The following is a 16,950-nucleotide window of genomic DNA, read 5'->3' as shown; positions in this document are numbered from 1 at the left end:
GTTCGGGTCAGGCCGCGCTGGGGGCCGGGATGGGGGAGGCGGCGGCCTCGTGGACGTGCAGGCCGCATTCGCGCTTCTCGTCGTTCTCCCACCACCAGCGGCCGGCGCGCTCCGGCTCGCCGGGCTTGATGGCGCGCGTACAGGGCTCGCAGCCGATGGAGGGATAGCCGCGGGAATGCATCGGGTTCACCGGCACGGCATGGTCGGCGACGTAAGCCTTGATGCGGTCGATGTCCCAGTCGGCGAGCGGGTTGATCTTGATGAGGTTGCGCTCGGCGTCATATTCGGCGAAGGGCGTGTCCGCCCGATTGCCGGACTGGCCGCGGCGAAGGCCGGTGATCCAGAAGGATGCCCCTTCGAGCGCGCGCTGAAGAGGCTTCAGCTTGCGCACGCTGCAACAGGCATGCCGCGCCTCGACGCTCTCGTAGAAGCCGTTGAGGCCGTATTGCGCCGCATAGGCGTCAATGTCGTCCTGCACGGGCATGTAGCGGGTAATGGTGATGCCGTACTGTTCCTCGGTCTCGTCGATGAGGTCGAGGGTCTCCTTGAAGAGCCGGCCCGTCTCCAGCGTCACGACGTCGATGGCAAGGCGGTCGGTGCCGATGGCCGCGGTGATCACCTGGTCCTCGATGCCGAGGCTGGTGGTGAAGACGGCGCGCCCGCCAAGCCCGGCGACGAGCGCGAGGCGCCCGGCAAGGTCGAGGCCGGCCAGTTTGTCGTTCAGGGCTTCCGCGATCCCGTTTCCGGTAAGAGCAGTCATTCCGTTTCCAAGCCTTTGCGAGAATTTGCCGGATTATCGCAGGCTCGGGCGAGGGGAGACAGCAAAACGGATTTCCAAAGCCTCAGGCGCAGGAGCAAATATCTCTCCATCTGCGCCCCGGGGCAGAAATCCTGCCGCCGGGGAAGGCTTTGATATTATTCTATGAATTTAGTAGAAAATAAGGTGCGTCCTTACGAGGCAGGAACGAGCGCATGTGGAAGCTGCCCCTCACCCTCACCGTCTTCCCGCAAGTGTGGAGAGAGGACTTGCCCCACGCAACATTATAGATGTGGGAAGCGGGCGCGGCATATCTCCTTCTCCCCGCTTGCGGGGAGAAGGTGGCCGGCAGGCCGGATGAGGGGCAGCCCTATGAAGGGACATCTTCTAGACAGTTACTGCGACCACCGCCTACCGATCGCTCACCGCTGCCCGCGGATTGACCCACGGCTCCTGATTGGAGCGGGCCAACGGCTGTTTTCCGAGGATGTGGTCGGCCGCCTTCTCGCCGGTCATGATCGAGGGCGCGTTGAGGTTGCCGTAGGTGACGTGCGGGAAGATGGAGCTGTCCGCCACGCGCAAGGCCTCGACGCCGATGACGCGGGTCTGCGGGTCGACCACCGCCATCGGGTCGTCCGCCGCGCCCATGCGGCAGGTGCCGCAGGGGTGGTAGGCGCTTTCCAGGTGCTCGCGCAGGAAGGCGTCGATCTCCGCGTCCGTCTGCACCTTTGCGCCGGGCTGGATTTCCGGGCCGCGGTATTCGTCGAAGGCCTTCTGGCTGAAGATTTCGCGGGTGAGGCGCACGCAATGGCGGAACTTCACCCAGTCCTCCTCGTGGCTCATGTAGTTGAAGCGGATCACCGGATCGGCCATCGGATCGGCCGAGCGGAGCGTCACGTTGCCGCGCGATTTCGACAGGTTGTAGCCGACATGCACCTGGAAGCCGTGGCTCCTGGCCGCCGCCTTGCCGTCATAGGAGATGGCGACGGGCAGGAAGTGATACTGGATGTCCGGCTGCTTCAGCCCCGCCGCCGAGCGCAGGAACGCGCAGGCCTCGAACTGGTTGGAGGCCCCGAGCCCGCCCTTGGAGAGCAGCCACTGCGCGCCCGCCACGCCCTGCCAGAACCAAGGCAGCCAGGAATAGAGCGAGACCGGCTTGGTGGAGACCTGCTGGAAATAGAACTCCATGTGGTCCTGCAGGTTCGCCCCGACCCCCGGCCGGTCCACCTTCACCGCGATCCCCATGTCCTTCAGGTGCTGTGCCGGGCCGATGCCCGAGAGCATCAGCAGCTTCGGCGAATTGAAGGAAGAGGCCGAGACGACGACTTCCCGGTTCGCCTTCACCACCTCGATCTTCCCGTTCCGCTCGATCTCGACGCCGACCGCACGGCCGTTCTCGATGACGATCTTCCGCGCGAAGCAGCGCACGAGGGAAACGTTCTGCCGCTTCATCGCCGGGCGCAGATAGGCGTTCGCCGCCGACCAGCGACGGCCGTTATGGATCGTCTGCTCCATCAGGCCGAAGCCTTCCTGCTTGGAGCCGTTGTAATCGTCCGTCGTCTCGAAGCCCGCCTGCTGGCCGGCCTGGATGAAGGCGTGGAAGAGCGGGTTCGTCACCGGCCCGCGCCGCACATGCAGCGGCCCGTCCGTGCCGCGCCAGCCCGCCTCGCCGCCGAGCGAGGTTTCCATGCGCTTGTAGTAGGGCAGCACGTCCGCATAGGCCCAGCCCTGCGCGCCGAGCGCCTCCCAGCGGTTGAAGTCCTCCGCATGGCCGCGCACATAGACGAGCCCGTTGATGGAGGACGAGCCGCCGAGCACCTTCCCGCGCGGCGCGGTGATCCTGCGGTTGTTGAGGTTCGGCTCGGGCTCGGAGAGATAGCCCCAGTTATAGCGCTTCATGCTCATCGGCCAGGCCAGCGCCGCCGGCATCTGGATGAACGGCCCGATATCCGAACCGCCATATTCCAGCACCATGATCGTATGCCTGCCGTCCTCCGAGAGCCGATAGGCCAGCGCCGAGCCGGCCGAGCCGGAACCGATGATGATGTAGTCTGCGTTCTGCATGGCGGTGTTCTCTTTCGTGTGATGCTTGGCCCCTCATCCGCCTGCCGGCACCTTCTCCCCGCAAGCGGGGCGAAGGGGATGTGGCACGCGCTCAATCCGGCCATGACCACCCCCGATATGGAGGAAACCGGGGCAGCGACTTTCCTTCTCCCCGTTTATGGGGAGAAGGTGCCGGCAGGCGGATGAGGGGCATTCACCATCAAATCAATACGGCGCCTCGACCTTGCCCATGGACACATAGACCGTCTTCAGCTCCGAATAGTGCTCCAGCGCGGCAAGCGAGTTCTCCCGCCCGAAGCCGGACTGCTTGGAGCCGCCGAAGGGGATTTCCACGGGGCAGAGGTTGTAGGTGTTGATCCAGAGCGTGCCGGCCTCCAGCCGGTCGACGACGCGGTGCGCGCGGGTGATGTCCGATGTGAAGACGCCGCCGGAGAGGCCGAACTCCGTGGCGTTGCCGCGTTCGATCACCTCGTCCTCATGGTCGAAGTCGAGCACGCACATGACCGGTCCGAAGATCTCTTCGCGTGCGATGGTCATGCCGTCGATGACGTCGGCAAAGACGGTCGGCTGGATGTAATAGCCGTCGCCCGACACGTCGTTTGGAATGCCGCCGCCGGTGATGAGCGTCGCGCCCTCGGCCTTGCCCTTCGCGATATAGTCGAGGACCTTGTCGCGCTGCGCCTTCGAGACCATCGGCCCGAGCTGCGTCGCCTCGTCCATCGGATCTCCGATGACGATCTTCTCCGTCCGCTCCTTGAGGCGAGCGAGGAACCGCTCCTTGATGCCCTTCTGCACGAAGACGCGCGTGCCGTTCGAGCAGACCTGCCCGGTCGAATAGAAGTTGCCGAGCATCGCCCCGCCGATGGCGCTTTCGAGGTCGGCGTCGTCGAAGACGATGAGCGGCGACTTGCCGCCGAGTTCCATCGTCACATGCTTGAGGTCGGCGGCCGCCGCGCCCGCCACCTTCTTGCCCGTCGGCACGGAACCGGTCAGCGAGACCTTGGCGACGTCGGGGTGGTTGACGAGCAGCGGGCCGGTCGTCCGGTCGCCCTGGATGACGTTGTAGAGCCCCTTCGGCAGGCCGGCCTCGATGAGGATTTCCGCGATCTTCAGCGCGCCGAGCGGGGTGTTCTCCGAGGGCTTGAACACCATGGCATTGCCGCAGACGAGCGCCGGCGCGCCCTTCCAGCAGGCGATCTGCTGCGGATAGTTCCACGCGCCGATGCCGACGCACACGCCGAGCGGCACGCGCTTGGTGAAGGCGAAGTCCTGCCCGAGCGGGATGTAATCGCCGTTGAGCCCCGCCGCCGCGATGCCGCCGAAGAATTCGAAGGCATCCGCCCCCGAGGTCGGGTCGGCGACGATGGTCTCCTGGATCGGCTTGCCGGTATCGAGCGTCTCCAGCTCGGAAAGCTGCCGGTTCCTCTCGCGCATGATCTCGGCCGCACGCTTGAGGATGCGGCCGCGCGCCGTCGGGCTCATCGCGGCCCATTCCTTCTGCGCGCGTTTCGCCGAGGCGACGGCCTTTTCCACGATGGCGGGCGTTGCGGCGTGAAGGCGCGCGATCACCTCGCCGGTGGCGGGATAGAGGCTCTCGAAGGGCGTGCCGGCGGTATCCTCGACATAGTCGCCGTCGATGAAATGCGAGGCTTTCGGTTGGGCTTTCATGTCATTCTCCCCGCGGATAGCGTTTCGATTCCTCGAGATTGTCGAGGTTCATGTGGTTGCGCATGTAGCGTTCGGATGCCTTCTGCAGCGGCTGGTGGTCCCAGGGGTAGTAGGCGCCGTTGCGCAGCGCCTCGTAGACCACCCAGCGCCGCGCCTGGCTCTCGCGCACGGCGGCGTCGAAGGCGGCCATGTCCCAGCGCGCCTCGCGCATCTGTCGGAAGGCCTCCATCGTCGCCCGGATCACCGGATTGTCGGAGGTCGCTAGATTGGTCAGTTCCTTCGGGTCGGCTTCGAGGTCGTAGAGCTGTTCCGGGTCGAGCTCGCAGTGGATGTATTTCCACTTGCCCTCGCGGATGCAGACGAGCGGCGCATAGGAGGCCTCCGCCGCATATTCCATCAGCACGGGCGTCGTGCGCCCCTCGCCGCCGATGACGGGCACGAGGCTTTCCCCGTCCGTCCACGGCATCACCTCGTCCATGGAAATGCCCGCGAGGTCGCAGAGCGTCGGCGTTACGTCGAGATTGGAGGTGGGGGCGAGATGCAGGCCCGGCGTCACGCCGGGACCGGCGATCATCAGCGGCACGCGGGCCGAGCCTTCGAAGAAGTTCATCTTGAACCACAGGCCGCGCTCGCCGAGCATGTCGCCGTGGTCCGAGCAGAAGAAGATCAGCGTCTCGTCCAGCATGCGCGTGCGTGCCAGCGTGTCGACGAGCTCGCCGACCTTCTCGTCGAGATAGGAGATATTGGCGAAATAGGCCTGCCGCGAGCGGCGCACATGCTCGCCGGTGATGGCGAACCTGGCATAATCGCAGGAATGCAGGATGCGGGCGGAATGCGGATCCTGCTCCTCCAGCATGCCGACCTGCGGCATCAGGTGCGCGCAGTCCTCGTAGAGGTCCCAGAACTTCCGCCGCGCCACGTAGGGATCGTGCGGATGGGTGAAGGAGACGGTGAGGCACCAGGGGCGGCGGTACTGGTCGTCGTTCTCTCGGGAGAGCTGGTAGAGCTTCTGGTTCGCGAGGAAGGCGACCTCGTCGTCATATTCCATCTGGTTGGTGATCTCGGCGACGCCCGCGCCCGTCACCGAGCCCATGTTGTGATACCACCAGTCGATGCGCTCGCCGGGCTTGCGGTAATCCGGCGTCCAGCCGAAATCGGCCGGATAGATGTCCGTCGTCAGCCGCTCCTCGAAACCGTGCAGCTGGTCCGGCCCGACGAAATGCATTTTCCCCGACAGCGCCGTGTAATAGCCGGCGCGGCGCAGGTGATGCGCGAAGGTGGGGATGGAGGAGATGTATTCGGCCGCATTGTCGTAGACCTGCGTGCGGCTCGGCAACTGCCCGGCCATGAAGGAGGCGCGGGCGGGCGCGCAGAGCGGGGAGGACGTATAGTTGTTGCGGAACCGTGCCGCGCGCGCCGCAAGCGCCTTCATGTGCGGCGCATGCAGGAAGTCCGCCGGCCCGTCGGGGAAGAAGGTCCCGTTGAGCTGGTCGACCATGATGATGAGGATGTTCGGCTTGCTGGCGGTCACGGGCTGGTCCTTGGTGCGAATGAAGCGGGCATCTGCAGTCTCTAGCGTTCCGGTGTGACAGGTAGCCGCCGGCCTCCGTCATGGCAGGCATCGCCAGCGACGGCGGCAAGCTGGGCATTGACGTAGCTCTCCGTCAGCGCGATCGAGGACTCGATGCTGACCGGCGCGGATTTCAGGCCCTGCCGCAGGTAGAGCCCGTCGATCATCGCGGCCGCGCCGTCGGCGATCTCGCTGGCGTGCCCGGCCGGGCAGAGCCGCTTGAGGCTCGCAAGCAGGTTGGAGTTCAGCCGCCGCGCATAGACGACGAGCAGCCGGCGCACCGCCTCCGAGCGCTGCGCCTCCGAATAGAAGGCAAGCCATGCGGCCACCGTTTCCGGCGCGAACTGGTGCGCCTGGAAATTGACGCGGATGACGGCCGAAAGCCTGTCGCGCGGCGTCGCCGCCGCCTTCAGCGCCGCCACCGCATCGGTGCGCAGCGTGCGCAGGAGGCTGCGGATCGTCTCGATGACGAGCTGTTCCTTGGAGCCGAAATAATGGTGCGCAAGGGCAGGGGAAACGCCGGCATGGCGGGCGATCTCCGACATGGTGACGGTCAGCGAACCATGGTCGCCCACGGCCCGCAGCGTCGCATCCACCAGCGCCTTGCGGCGCACCGGCTCCATTCCAACCTTCGGCATGTCGTTCCCCTGATTTCGGTCAAGAATATTTTTAATTGAGTGATCAATCAATAAAAATCTTGCGCATCGCGGGCTTCGCAATCAGATGTCGCAATGGCGTTTGGATCGTGCTAGCCTGCCTTTGTTTTCATTCATTTTTCGAGGTGCACCATGGTCCTCTCTCCCGGAATGAACCCTGTCTCCGAAGTGCGTGCGAAATGGGGCTGGTTCGTCGCCCTCGGCGTCATCCTGCTGGTCTTCGGCGGTATTGCCGCCGCCAACCTCTTCATGGCGACGGTCGCCTCGGTCTATTATGTCGGCATGCTGATGATCGTCGGCGGCGCGGTGCACCTTGCCCATGCCTTCCAGGTCAAGGCCTGGCGGGAGACGCTCTCCTGGGCGCTGAGCGCGCTGCTCTATCTCGCGGCCGGCGTGCTCGCCTTCGTCAATCCGGTGCTGACCTCGGCCGTGCTGACGCTGCTGATGGCGGCAGCCCTGCTCGTTGCCGGCGTCTTCCGTATCTTCGCGGCCTGGCGCGTGCGGCCGGAGAGCGGCTGGGGCTGGCTGATGGCGGGCGGCGTGGTCACGACGCTGGCGGGTATCGTCTTCATCCTCGGCTGGCCGGTGAACAGCCTCTGGCTGCTCGGCCTCTTCCTCGCCTTCGACCTTGCCATGCAGGGCTGGGCGCTGATTGCCTTCGGCCTGGCGCTGCGCAGGTAGCCGCTCCCGTTCACAGGCCGGCGGAGCGGTTTGACAGCCGCCCCGCCAGCGCCTAGAAATTCCACCGTGGGATGGGGATGGAGCTCCCCGACAACTGCCGTTCATCGGCTGATAGCTCCTGCCAGACCGGCCAGCGATGGCCGTCGACGGCGGGAGCGTTTCTGGCGACCGCCCGAGGGCGGTTTTTTGTTGTCCGCAAACCGGAACGCGAGACCTTTGAGGCAACGGACATGAACTATCTGATCGTCTTTCTCGGCGCGGGCATCGGCGGGGCGGGCCGGCACGGCGTGAACGTGCTCGCCGCGCGGCTCGTCGGCACCGCCTTTCCCGCCGGCACGCTCGTCATCAACGTGCTCGGCTGCCTGGCGATGGGGCTGGTCGCCGGCTTCTTCGCCTTCCGCGGCCACCTGCCGCAGGAGGCGCGGCTTTTCCTGACGACGGGCATCCTCGGCGGCTTCACCACCTTCTCCGCCTTCTCGCTCGATGCGGCGCTGCTGTGGGAGCGGGGCGAAGCGGGGCTGGCGGCGCTCTATGTCGGGGCCTCCGTCATTCTCTCGCTCCTCGCCGTTGCGGCCGGGCTCGCGCTGACGCGCGCGATGCTCGCGGGAGGTGCGGTGTGAAGGGGCTTCTGACGTCCTGGCAGGTCTGGGCGCTCGGCTCGGCGGTCTTCGCGGCGCTGACCGCCATCTTCGCCAAGATCGGCATCGCCGAGGTCAATTCCGACTTCGCGACCTTCATCCGCACCGTCGTCATCCTCCTGGCCATCGCCGTGATGCTGACGCTTGCCGGCAACTGGCAGGCACCCGGCGCGATGCCGATGCGGAGCTGGATCTTCCTCGTTCTCTCGGGGCTCGCGACGGGCGCCTCCTGGCTCTGCTATTTTCGTGCCCTGCAGATCGGCAAGGCCGCTGAGGTCGCGCCGGTCGACAAGCTGAGCGTCGTGCTCGTCGCCGTCTTCGCCGTCCTCTTCCTCGGCGAGCAGCTTTCCACCGCCCATTGGATCGCGGTGGTGATGATCGGTGGCGGGGCCTTGCTGCTGGCGCTTCCAATATGAGCAGTCTCTTTTTCAACTCCTTGTAGTTGTTGAAGTTTCACGAAAGTGTCACGCTGGGGAAACCCTTTCTTCAGGGATCGCGGCGGAGACTTCGCGGCATCGTCCACGCCTCGGAGCCGCGCATGTCCGCCGCCGAATTGCTTGCCCTTCGTCGCTTCGGCGACGGCGAGATCGTCACGCTCGCCAAGCTGGTGATCGAGACGGCCTTCCAGCCGATCGTCGAGGCTTCGACCGGCGCGGTCTTCGGCCATGAATCGCTGATGCGCGGCTTCGACCGCCTCGGCTTCCGCTCGCCGCTCGACCTGATCGACCGCGCCTACGAGGCGGGCCAGCTCCTGGCGCTGGAATACATGGTCAACAGCCGCGCCATCGCCGCCTTCTCGGCGCTGCCGGATTTCCGCTCGCGCACCCTCTTCATCAACCTCGATTCCCGCCTCGTGCCCGATGGCGCGGATCTCGTCGAGCGCCTCGTCGGCCATCTCGGCCGCGCCGGCATCCCGGCCTCCTCGATCTGCTTCGAGATTTCCGAGCGCTTCGACAACGACACGCTGCCCGACTTCGCCGTCCTCGTGCGCAAGCTGCGCCTTGCCGGCTTCAAGCTCGCCATCGACGATTTCGGCGTCGGCCACAACGGGCTGAAACTGCTCTGCGATCACCCGGTCGACTATCTCAAGATCGACCGCCACTTCATTTCAGGCATGGATGCGGACGCCCGCAAGCGCCATCTGGTGCGCAATACCGTCAATGCCGCCCATGTGCTCGGCATCCGCGTGATCGCGGAAGGGGTGGAGACCGAGGCGGAGTTCATCGCCTGCCGCGAGGCGGGCTGCGATCTCGTGCAGGGCTGGTTCGTCTCGCGCCCCGTCACGGATTTTTCGGCGCTGAGCCCGGTCTATGCGCAGGTCGCGCGCGCCGGCGGCACGCGCCGCAATTCCCGCACGCTCGACAGCATCCTCATCCGCCGCGAGATCGAGCATGTCGCGGTGCTGCGCGAGAACGAGAGCCTCGAATCGGTCTTCGAATTCTTCCGCCGCGATCCGAGGCGCACCTTCTTCCCGGTGCTGAACGCCAATGACGAGCCGCGCGGCATCCTGCACGAATATCACGTCAAGGAACTGAGCTATCATCCCTTCGGCCGCGACCTCCTGAAGAACAGGCTCTACCAGAAGAGCCTGTCGCACTTCGTCACGACGGCGCCGATCGCCGATCTCGACACGCCCGCCGAACAGCTCCTCGACGTCTTCACCGGCATGGGCGGCAACGAATGCGTGATCCTGACGGAGAACCTGCGCTATGCCGGCATCCTCTCGGCCTCCTCGCTGCTGAAGATCATCAACGAGAAGCGCCTGAAGACGGCGGAGGACCAGAACCCGCTGACCGGCCTTCCCGGCAACCGCTCGATCCGCGACTACCTGCAGGACAAGGCGCTCGACGGCGACCAGCTAAGGTGCCTGTGCTATTTCGACTTCGACAATTTCAAGCCGTTCAACGATCGCTACGGCTTCCACAAGGGCGACCTTGCGCTCTCGCTCTTCGCCACGCTGCTGCGCCGCGACTTCGTCGGGGAGGATGTCTTCGTCGGCCATGTCGGCGGCGACGATTTCTTTGCCGGCATCTGCGGCCGGCCGGTAGGCGTGGTGCGCGAAACGCTGGAGCGGCTGCTTGCCGATTTCGCCCGCGAGGTGCGCCTGCTCTATTCGCCGGAGGACCAGCTCGCCGGCGAGATCCGCGGCCACGACCGCGCCGGCCAAGCCGCCGGCTTCCCGCTGATGCGCTGCTCGGCGGCGGTGCTCGTCGTCCCCGAGGGCGAGGTGATCGGCGAGGCGGCGCAGATCAGCAGCCGGATCGCCGCGCTGAAGGCCAATGCCAAGGGCGATGCCACGGGGCTCGTCTTTTCCCCGGCGCTGGACTGAAGTTTGAGCTTTCCCCTGGAACCGATTCAAAAGACTCGCGCTTTGGGCTAGAACCGACATTGATGTTCTACGTGAAGCGCGGGAAGGAAAGCCATGTCAGTTCCATCGTCCATGTCCTATGTCGGGCTCAGCGAACATGGCGGGCCGGATAACCTGGCCGTCACCGAGGGGCGCACGCCCGAGGTCCGGCCCGGCGAGATCCTCGTGCGCGTGGAAGCGGCGGGCATCAACCGCCCGGATGTGCTCCAGCGCAAGGGCGACTATCCGCCGCCGCCCGATGCCAGCCCCATCCTCGGCCTCGAAGTCGCCGGCAAGGTCGTGGCGCTCGGCGAGGGCGTGACCGGTCACAAGCTCGGCGACCCGGTCTGCGCGCTCGCCAATGGCGGCGGCTATGCGCAATATTGCGCGGTGCCGGCCACGCAGGCGCTGCCCTTCCCGAAGGGCTACGACGCGGTGAAGGCGGCGGCGCTGCCGGAGACCTTCTTCACCGTCTGGGCGAACCTCTTCATGATGGCGGACCTGAAGCCCGGCGAAAGCGTGCTGATCCATGGCGGCACCAGCGGCATCGGCACGACGGCGATCCAGCTTGCCGCCTCCCTCGGCGCGCGCGTCTTCGCCACGGCCGGCTCGGCGGAAAAATGCAAGGCCTGCCTCGACCTCGGCGCAAGCCGCGCCATCAACTACCGCGACGAGGACTTCGCCGCCGTCATCGCCGGGGAGACCGGCAAGGCCGGCGTCGACGTCATCCTCGACATGATCGGCGCGGCCTATTTCGAGCGCAACGTGAAGTCGCTCGCCCGCGACGGGCGCCTGTCGATCATCGCCTTCCTCGGCGGCGCCGTCGCCGAGCGCGTGAACCTTTCTCCCATCATGCTGAAGCGCCTGCGCGTCATGGGCTCGGCCATGCGCCCGCGCACGGCGGCGGAAAAGCGGAAGATCCGCGACGAACTTCTCCAGAAGGTCTGGCCGCTCCTGGAGGAAGGGCGTGTGGCGCCGGTCATCCACGCGGTCATGCCCTATGCCGAGGCCGCCGCCGCCCACCGCATGATGGAAGAGGGCGATCACATCGGCAAGATCGTGCTGACCGTCGATTGACCGGGCGGAAGGGGCGTCGGCGCGTTCAATCGGGCGCCGCCGCCCGTTCGTGCGGCAGGCGCACGGCGAGCAGGATCGCCAGCGCGGCCGGAAGCGCCAGCAGGGCATAGAGCCAGTGCGCCGCCGTCGATGCGCCTTCGATGCCGCCCGGCTTCACCAGTCCCGTCGAATTGACGATGATGCCCGCAAGGGCCGCCCCGAAGGCCGCGCCCAGCGCCTGCATGGTGGTGATCGCCGCCGAGGCCTTGTCCGTCTCGCCGGCCGGCGCGAGGTGAAGGACATGGGTGACGAGATGCGCCCAGCCCATGCCGATGCCGAAGCCCATGAGGAAGATGAAGACGGTGGCGGTCGCTAGCGGCAGGAGGCCGCCTTCGGGATTGTGCCGGGCGAGCGTGAAGACGAGGAGGGCGGTCGCCAGCGCCTCCATCGCCGCGCCGGCGACGATGACCCGGTTGGCGCTCCGGCCCCTCAGCCCCGCCGTGGCGAAGGCCGCCGCCGTCCAGCCGAGCGCCAGCAGCGCCACGAGGTAGCCCGAGATCAGCGGCGTCACCCCATGCAGCACCTGCAGGAAATAGGGGATGTAGATGTCGGAGCAGACCGTCACCAGCAGCATGAGCATGATGAGGTAGACGCGGGCGAGCGGCGAGGCGAGGCGGATCGTGCCGGCCGGCAGCAGGCGCGCCTCGGCATGCCGCTCGATGGCGATGGCGGCGGTGACGCCGACGACGGCGGCGCCCGCCAGCAGGCCGCGCAGCGCCGGTTCGCTCACCGAGCTTGCGAGCGAAAGCACGATGACGGACGTCACCAGCAGGAGGATCTGCGCGAAGGGCGTCCGCGTCGTCACCCGTTCGCCCTCGCCGGAGGGCAGCAGCCTCGGCGCGGCGAGCGCCATGAGGATGGACAGCGGCACGAGCAGCGCGAAGGCCTCGCGCCAGGCGCTGCCGGCGGCGAAGATGCCGCCGATGGTCGGCCCGAGGAAGGTGGCGATGCCCCAGGCGGCGGCATAGAGCGTGGACGCCGTGCTCCACAGCGGCTCGGGATAGACGAAGCGGATGAAGGCATAGCCGAGCGCGACGAGGAAGCCCGCGCCCAGCCCCTGGATCGCCCGGCCGACGAGCACCGTCTCCATGGTCGGCGCGATGGCGCAGACGAGGCTGCCGATGCCGAACAGCGCCGCGCCGATGACATAGCAGCGGTTCAGCGTCACGCCCTCCGGCCGCACGGCAACGAAGGTCGAGCCGAGCACCGAGGCCGCGACATAGATCGTCGTCGCCCAGGCGAAGAGCGGAAGGCCGCCGATGTCGCGCACGATGGAAGGCATCAGCGTCGCGGTGATGTAGGTCTCCACCGCATGCAGCATGATGCCGCCGCCGAGCATCAGCGTCCCGAACAGGTAGCCGCGGGAGAACAGGCTGGAAAGCCGCGGCGCGGCTTCCTTGGGAACGGTGATGCTGTCGGACATTATCGGCGGCCTTGCGATGCAAAAAGAGGTTGAGGAAGAGGTCGCACGGCTCAAACCGCAGTTCAAGCCGCGACTTTTCACTGAAATCGGTTCGCCAGGCCCTCCTTACGGGGGCCATCCGCCCGAGACCTGCCGCGTCACCAAGTTGAAGCCGTCCGAATATTGATAGCGGCGATCTCCACGACGAAGACGGCGAGGCCCTTTTCGTCGAAGTGGCGGACGGCCGCGTTCCACACCGCGTCCCCGGCGCACAGCCCAGGGTGGTCGAGCTCGTGGAGGTGGAACGCGGCCGGATCGTCGAGATCGAATCGATCGCCGACCCGTCGCGGATCGCCCGCCATGGAGGTGGTGTATCCCTGATGCCGTAAGGCGGCGTCAGGCTGCCGGCTCGAACCGCAGGATTCCCGCGATCCGAGGGGCGGCGCCGGAATCCGAGGGATGGGTGACGCCGTCCATCACGTCTACGGCCGAAAAGTCGAAGGGGCTGGCGCCTTCGATGCAGGCGACGTTGATGCCGAACTGGTTCGGGTTGGAGCGGCGCTGGTGGTGGGTGTAGATGCCGCAGGTCTTGCAGAAATAGTGCTTCGCCGTGCCCGTATTGAACCGGTAGAGCGTCAGGTTGTCTTCGCCCTGCTCGAATTCGATATCGGCAAGCGCCGCGGAGACCGCAATCGCGCCGCGCATGCGGCAGTAGGAGCAGGTGCAGCGGCGGATGGTGTTGAACTCGTCCGTCAGCCGCACGCGGAACCGGACGGTGCCGCAGTGACAGGCCGCCGCATGCTGTCTTCTTTCGTCGCTCATGGTCGCCCTTCGCTCCTGCTCAATCCTGTTGCGGCTTACAATCGGTTGATGACACCGTCATGTCCGGCGCCCGCTAGATGCCGATCCGCCCGATCGCCGGTATCTTGATCGCCGGCCGCATGAGGTCGACGCCGGCGACGAGGCCCATGACGTGCAGTTCGAGGCCGGAGCGCATGCCGGCCGAAACGCCGAGAAGCCCGTAGAGCGTCGCATGCACGTCCCTGCCGTCGGCATCGACGGAAAAGAGCCTGCCCTCCGGCAGGTAATCGCGTCCCACGGCATCCGGCGGCAGCACGACGCCGAGTTCCGGCACGGAGCGCAGCACATGCGCGACGAAGGTGTTGGAGTTCGGCCCCGGCCAGATGCGGTAGGCGCCGGGCTTCGAATAGGGATAGGCGGCGATCGCCGCCTCGATCTTCGGGATCAGCCGGGCCGCCTCCGCGCCGCTGACGCTGACGACCACGCGCGGCGTGTTGGAATACCAGTAGGCGTCCGGCGCATAGGCGTTCCTGCGCACCGGCGTGCCCCAGCCGACCTTGTCGTAGCGATTGTAGGTCGAGGCGTTAGCCGCCTTGGTGACGATCCAGGCATGGCTTGCCACGGCGCCCTTCATGCCGCCCGTCGCGGCCGAGAAGATGTGGATCGTCGCCTGCGGCGTCTCCTTCGCTTTCGGCAGGATGCCGGCGGACGTCCAGTTCGCCACGCGCCAGCTTGCCGGCCGGTCCCGGATGTACCAGTAGCCCGCCGAGGCGAGCGCCGGCATGAGGTAGATCGCGAGAAAGAGGGCGAGGACGTTCCTCAGCAATTTCATCGGGCGCTCCGAAAGCAAGTGGGCAGGGTCGCGGATTTCGGATAATACCGCAGCGGAAATCGGAAATTTGAGGGCATGATCATGGCAAACCCCGTCCTTGTCGAAGTCACGCGCGGTAATCTCGTCGAAAGCCGCCATCGCGGCATGGTCGTCGTGCTGGACGGCGATGGCAAGGTGGTGTTCTCGCAGGGCGACATCGATGCGGGCGTCTTCCCGCGCTCGGCCTGCAAGGCCATGCAGGCCCTGCCGCTCATCGAGAGCGGCGCGGCGGATGCCCATGCCTTCGGCGACCGGGAGCTGGCGCTCGCCTGTTCCTCGCACAGCGGCGAGCCGGCGCATGTGCGCCTTGCCGGCATCATGCTCGCCGCCTCGGGCGTCGACGAGAGCGTGCTCGAATGCGGCTCGCACTGGTCCTTCGAGCAGCCGGTCCTCATCAGCCAGGCGCGCCTGCTCGACCATCCGACGGCGCTGCACAACAATTGCTCCGGCAAGCATGCCGGCTTCGTCTGCGCCGCCTGCCACACCGGCAAGGACCTCGAAGGCTATGTCCGCTACGAGCACCCCGTGCAGGCCGAGATCCGCGGCGTGATGGCGAACCTCACCGGCGCGGCGCTCGCGGTGGACAATTGCGGCACCGACGGCTGCTCGATCCCGACCTATGCCGTGCCGCTGAGAAGCCTTGCCCACGGCTTTGCGAAGATGGCGACCGGCGTCGGCCTCGCTCCCGTGCGCGCCAAGGCCTCGCGCCGCCTGATCGATGCCTGCATGGCCGAGCCCTTCTACGTCGCCGGCACGCGCCGCGCCTGCACCCGCCTCATGGAGGCCGCGCCGGGCCGCATCTTCGCCAAGACCGGCGCCGAGGGCGTCTTCTGCGCCGCGATCCCGGAAAAGGGCATCGCCATCGCCCTCAAATGCGAGGACGGCACCACGCGCGCCGCCGAGAGCATGGTCGCCGCCACGCTCGCCCGCTTCTTCACCGACGAGCCGGCCGTCCATGCGACGCTGATGGCCATGGCCAACCGCTCCATGTCCAACTGGAACGGTATCCATGTCGGCGACATCCGCGTGACGGACGCCTTCGCCGCCTGACGGCGCCGCGAGAAAAATCGCGCGGCCATGTCGGGAAGGCCAGGGCCGGGGCGTCCTTGGGGCATGGGGAGCCGCGGCTCCGCATCAAACAAGAACCAGGAGGATTTCCATGCGCATGATCTTCGTCAACCTGCCCGTCAAGGACCTGCCGGCCACCCGGCGCTTCTTCGATGCGCTCGGCTTCACCTTCAACGAGCAGTTCAGCGACGACACCGCCGCCTGCATGATCGTGGACGAGAATATCTTCGTCATGCACCTGACCGAGCAGAAGTTCGCGCAGTTCGTGACCGGCAAGGTCGGCGATCCCGAGCAGCAGACGCAGGTGCTGACCTGCCTTTCCGCGACGAGCCGCCAGGAGGTGGACGACTTCAAGGCCAGGGCGCTGGCCGCCGGTGGACGCGAGTGGAAGCCGAATATCGAATTCGGCCCGATGTACGGTTGCTCCTTCCAGGACATCAACGGCAATGTCTGGGAAGTCATGCATATGGGCCAGTCGGACGCCTGACCGGCGAGATCCGTCTGCCCGCAAGCGGGAGACGGCGGCGCGGCAGCACCGCGCCGCCGCGCCATGTGGTTGACCGGCCGCCGTCAATCGTCGTGGCTGTGCGCCTCGGCGACGAAGCTCAAGGTGGCGGTATAGCCGATCTTGTCGGCCTTCGGGTCGTTTTCCAGCGGCATGCTGTGATCGACCGAGAGCACGTTGAGCCCGTCGTTGCGGATCGCGACGACGACTTCGCCGTCCGCATCCGTCGGCGCGCTCTTCAGCGAAGCCTGGTTGACATAGTCGAGCGTCACGACCGCGCCGGCCAGCGGCTTGCCGTCGTGCAGCACGCGCAGCCGGATCGGATCCCCGGCCTTGCGGCCGACGGGATTGTCGAGCGGCACGATCTGCAGGTCCTGCCTCGGAAAGGCGGGCAGCGCGCCATGCACATGGATGAGCGCCAGGTTGTTCTTGATGTAATGGCCGGTCTCCTTCGCGTCGGCGACCTTGTCCTTCGGCTCGTTCACCCACTTGCCGTCGGTCTTTTCCGTCCAGTAGCCGTTGTCGAAGGTCAGCGCGATAGCCGCGGGCTCGCCGTCCGGCTTGAGGACCGCGGACTTTTCCCGCTTGTCGACATTCACCGCGACGGGCGCGCCGTCCTCGCCGACGGCGACGGCTTCGACGATGCGGGCCGGATCATAGGCATCGTCGCCGGCGCCATGGCCATAGACGACGCCGAGTTCGCCCCAGCGCTCCGCCACCCAGGCGCCATGCGCCCCGGCCGTCGCGGGAAGGGAAAGGGCGAGCGCGAGCGCGCCCGAAACAGCCATGATCTGCTTCAGCATCTT

17 protein-coding genes and 1 riboswitch are annotated in these 16,950 nt (G+C 66.5%); of the genes, 7 read left to right on the top strand and 10 right to left on the bottom strand.

Features of this window, described 5'->3' with window-relative positions; all coding sequences use genetic code 11:
* Positions 1-7: 7 nt before the first annotated feature.
* From L0976_RS21870 to betI, 5 genes are all read right to left on the bottom strand, one after another.
* Complete coding sequence (locus tag L0976_RS21870) at positions 8-760, bottom strand: phosphoadenylyl-sulfate reductase (protein WP_234189268.1); 753 nt, start codon at positions 758-760, stop codon at positions 8-10.
* A gap of 408 nt (positions 761-1,168) precedes the next feature.
* Positions 1,169-2,821 (bottom strand): choline dehydrogenase, encoded by a 1,653-nt coding sequence (betA, locus tag L0976_RS21865; RefSeq protein ID WP_234189267.1) that lies wholly within the window; start codon positions 2,819-2,821, stop codon positions 1,169-1,171.
* A 204-nt stretch (positions 2,822-3,025) separates the two neighbouring features.
* Complete coding sequence (betB, locus tag L0976_RS21860) at positions 3,026-4,489, bottom strand: betaine-aldehyde dehydrogenase (protein WP_234189266.1); 1,464 nt, start codon at positions 4,487-4,489, stop codon at positions 3,026-3,028.
* Between the two features lies 1 nt (position 4,490).
* Entirely contained in the window at positions 4,491-6,020 is a 1,530-nt protein-coding gene (betC, locus tag L0976_RS21855; RefSeq protein WP_234189265.1) for a choline-sulfatase, read from the bottom strand.
* A gap of 41 nt (positions 6,021-6,061) precedes the next feature.
* Entirely contained in the window at positions 6,062-6,697 is a 636-nt protein-coding gene (gene betI, locus L0976_RS21850; RefSeq protein ID WP_234189264.1) for a transcriptional regulator BetI, read from the bottom strand.
* 150 nt (positions 6,698-6,847) lie between these two features.
* Here betI and L0976_RS21845 point away from each other — a divergent pair, with 150 nt between their 5' ends.
* The 5 genes from L0976_RS21845 to L0976_RS21825 all read left to right on the top strand — a co-directional run bounded on the left by L0976_RS21845 (position 6,848) and on the right by L0976_RS21825 (position 11,458).
* Complete coding sequence (locus L0976_RS21845) at positions 6,848-7,396, top strand: HdeD family acid-resistance protein (protein ID WP_203318174.1); 549 nt, start codon at positions 6,848-6,850, stop codon at positions 7,394-7,396.
* Positions 7,397-7,460: 64 nt separating this feature from the next.
* A riboswitch (Fluoride riboswitch) is annotated at positions 7,461-7,524 on the top strand.
* A gap of 102 nt (positions 7,525-7,626) precedes the next feature.
* Positions 7,627-8,016: a fluoride efflux transporter CrcB gene (gene crcB / locus L0976_RS21840; protein WP_203318175.1), complete on the top strand. Its 390-nt coding sequence runs from the start codon at positions 7,627-7,629 to the stop codon at positions 8,014-8,016.
* Positions 8,013-8,450 carry an EamA family transporter gene (locus L0976_RS21835; RefSeq protein ID WP_234189263.1) on the top strand — a complete coding sequence of 146 codons (438 nt, stop codon included), beginning with the start codon at positions 8,013-8,015 and terminating at the stop codon, positions 8,448-8,450. Before crcB ends, L0976_RS21835 begins: the two co-directional genes overlap by 4 nt.
* A gap of 122 nt (positions 8,451-8,572) precedes the next feature.
* Positions 8,573-10,363, top strand: a complete 1,791-nt coding sequence (locus L0976_RS21830) for a bifunctional diguanylate cyclase/phosphodiesterase (protein WP_234189262.1) — start codon at positions 8,573-8,575, stop codon at positions 10,361-10,363.
* Positions 10,364-10,456: 93 nt separating this feature from the next.
* Complete coding sequence (locus tag L0976_RS21825) at positions 10,457-11,458, top strand: NAD(P)H-quinone oxidoreductase (RefSeq protein WP_234189261.1); 1,002 nt, start codon at positions 10,457-10,459, stop codon at positions 11,456-11,458.
* A 25-nt stretch (positions 11,459-11,483) separates the two neighbouring features.
* Here the strand turns inward: L0976_RS21825 and L0976_RS21820 are convergent, their stop codons facing one another.
* From L0976_RS21820 to L0976_RS21805, 4 genes are all read right to left on the bottom strand, one after another.
* Positions 11,484-12,920, bottom strand: coding sequence for an MFS transporter (locus L0976_RS21820; protein WP_234189260.1), 1,437 nt, complete (start codon positions 12,918-12,920; stop codon positions 11,484-11,486).
* A 137-nt stretch (positions 12,921-13,057) separates the two neighbouring features.
* Complete coding sequence (locus L0976_RS21815; protein WP_234189259.1) at positions 13,058-13,261, bottom strand: hypothetical protein; 204 nt, start codon at positions 13,259-13,261, stop codon at positions 13,058-13,060.
* Positions 13,262-13,295: 34 nt separating this feature from the next.
* Positions 13,296-13,721 (bottom strand): GFA family protein, encoded by a 426-nt coding sequence (locus L0976_RS21810; protein ID WP_234189258.1) that lies wholly within the window; start codon positions 13,719-13,721, stop codon positions 13,296-13,298.
* A gap of 73 nt (positions 13,722-13,794) precedes the next feature.
* The gene (locus L0976_RS21805) at positions 13,795-14,532 is read right to left on the bottom strand and encodes a DUF3750 domain-containing protein (RefSeq protein WP_234189257.1); all 738 of its coding nucleotides are present in this window, start codon (positions 14,530-14,532) and stop codon (positions 13,795-13,797) included.
* 81 nt (positions 14,533-14,613) lie between these two features.
* On the opposite strand from L0976_RS21805, the gene L0976_RS21800 reads away from it, so the two are divergent.
* Together L0976_RS21800 and L0976_RS21795 are read left to right on the top strand one after the other, a co-directional pair.
* Entirely contained in the window at positions 14,614-15,621 is a 1,008-nt protein-coding gene (locus L0976_RS21800) for an asparaginase (RefSeq protein ID WP_234189256.1), read from the top strand.
* A gap of 109 nt (positions 15,622-15,730) precedes the next feature.
* Positions 15,731-16,126: a VOC family protein gene (locus tag L0976_RS21795; protein WP_234189255.1), complete on the top strand. Its 396-nt coding sequence runs from the start codon at positions 15,731-15,733 to the stop codon at positions 16,124-16,126.
* A gap of 83 nt (positions 16,127-16,209) precedes the next feature.
* Here L0976_RS21795 and L0976_RS21790 read toward each other — a convergent pair whose 3' ends face one another.
* On the bottom strand, positions 16,210-16,947 hold the full coding sequence (locus L0976_RS21790; protein ID WP_234189254.1) for a DUF4198 domain-containing protein: 738 nt from the start codon (positions 16,945-16,947) through the stop codon (positions 16,210-16,212).
* Between the last annotated feature and the right edge of the window lie 3 nt (positions 16,948-16,950).

Origin of the sequence: Shinella sp. NM-101 (assembly GCF_021401195.1) — a bacterium.
Taxonomy (GTDB): Bacteria; Pseudomonadota; Alphaproteobacteria; order Rhizobiales; family Rhizobiaceae; genus Shinella.
Note: the sequence above shows the minus strand (reverse complement) of the source record. Positions and strands in the feature narration are given on the sequence as shown.

Coding starts and splice junctions, on each gene's coding strand:
- L0976_RS21870 (WP_234189268.1), bottom strand. CDS start 760: ATGACTGCTCTTACCGGAAACGGGATCGCGGAAGCCCTGAACGACAAA.
- betA (WP_234189267.1), bottom strand. CDS start 2,821: ATGCAGAACGCAGACTACATCATCATCGGTTCCGGCTCGGCCGGCTCG.
- betB (WP_234189266.1), bottom strand. CDS start 4,489: ATGAAAGCCCAACCGAAAGCCTCGCATTTCATCGACGGCGACTATGTC.
- betI (WP_234189264.1), bottom strand. CDS start 6,697: ATGCCGAAGGTTGGAATGGAGCCGGTGCGCCGCAAGGCGCTGGTGGAT.
- L0976_RS21845 (WP_203318174.1), top strand. CDS start 6,848: ATGGTCCTCTCTCCCGGAATGAACCCTGTCTCCGAAGTGCGTGCGAAA.
- crcB (WP_203318175.1), top strand. CDS start 7,627: ATGAACTATCTGATCGTCTTTCTCGGCGCGGGCATCGGCGGGGCGGGC.
- L0976_RS21830 (WP_234189262.1), top strand. CDS start 8,573: ATGTCCGCCGCCGAATTGCTTGCCCTTCGTCGCTTCGGCGACGGCGAG.
- L0976_RS21825 (WP_234189261.1), top strand. CDS start 10,457: ATGTCAGTTCCATCGTCCATGTCCTATGTCGGGCTCAGCGAACATGGC.
- L0976_RS21820 (WP_234189260.1), bottom strand. CDS start 12,920: ATGTCCGACAGCATCACCGTTCCCAAGGAAGCCGCGCCGCGGCTTTCC.
- L0976_RS21815 (WP_234189259.1), bottom strand. CDS start 13,261: ATGGCGGGCGATCCGCGACGGGTCGGCGATCGATTCGATCTCGACGAT.
- L0976_RS21810 (WP_234189258.1), bottom strand. CDS start 13,721: ATGAGCGACGAAAGAAGACAGCATGCGGCGGCCTGTCACTGCGGCACC.
- L0976_RS21805 (WP_234189257.1), bottom strand. CDS start 14,532: ATGAAATTGCTGAGGAACGTCCTCGCCCTCTTTCTCGCGATCTACCTC.
- L0976_RS21800 (WP_234189256.1), top strand. CDS start 14,614: ATGGCAAACCCCGTCCTTGTCGAAGTCACGCGCGGTAATCTCGTCGAA.
- L0976_RS21795 (WP_234189255.1), top strand. CDS start 15,731: ATGCGCATGATCTTCGTCAACCTGCCCGTCAAGGACCTGCCGGCCACC.
- L0976_RS21790 (WP_234189254.1), bottom strand. CDS start 16,947: ATGCTGAAGCAGATCATGGCTGTTTCGGGCGCGCTCGCGCTCGCCCTT.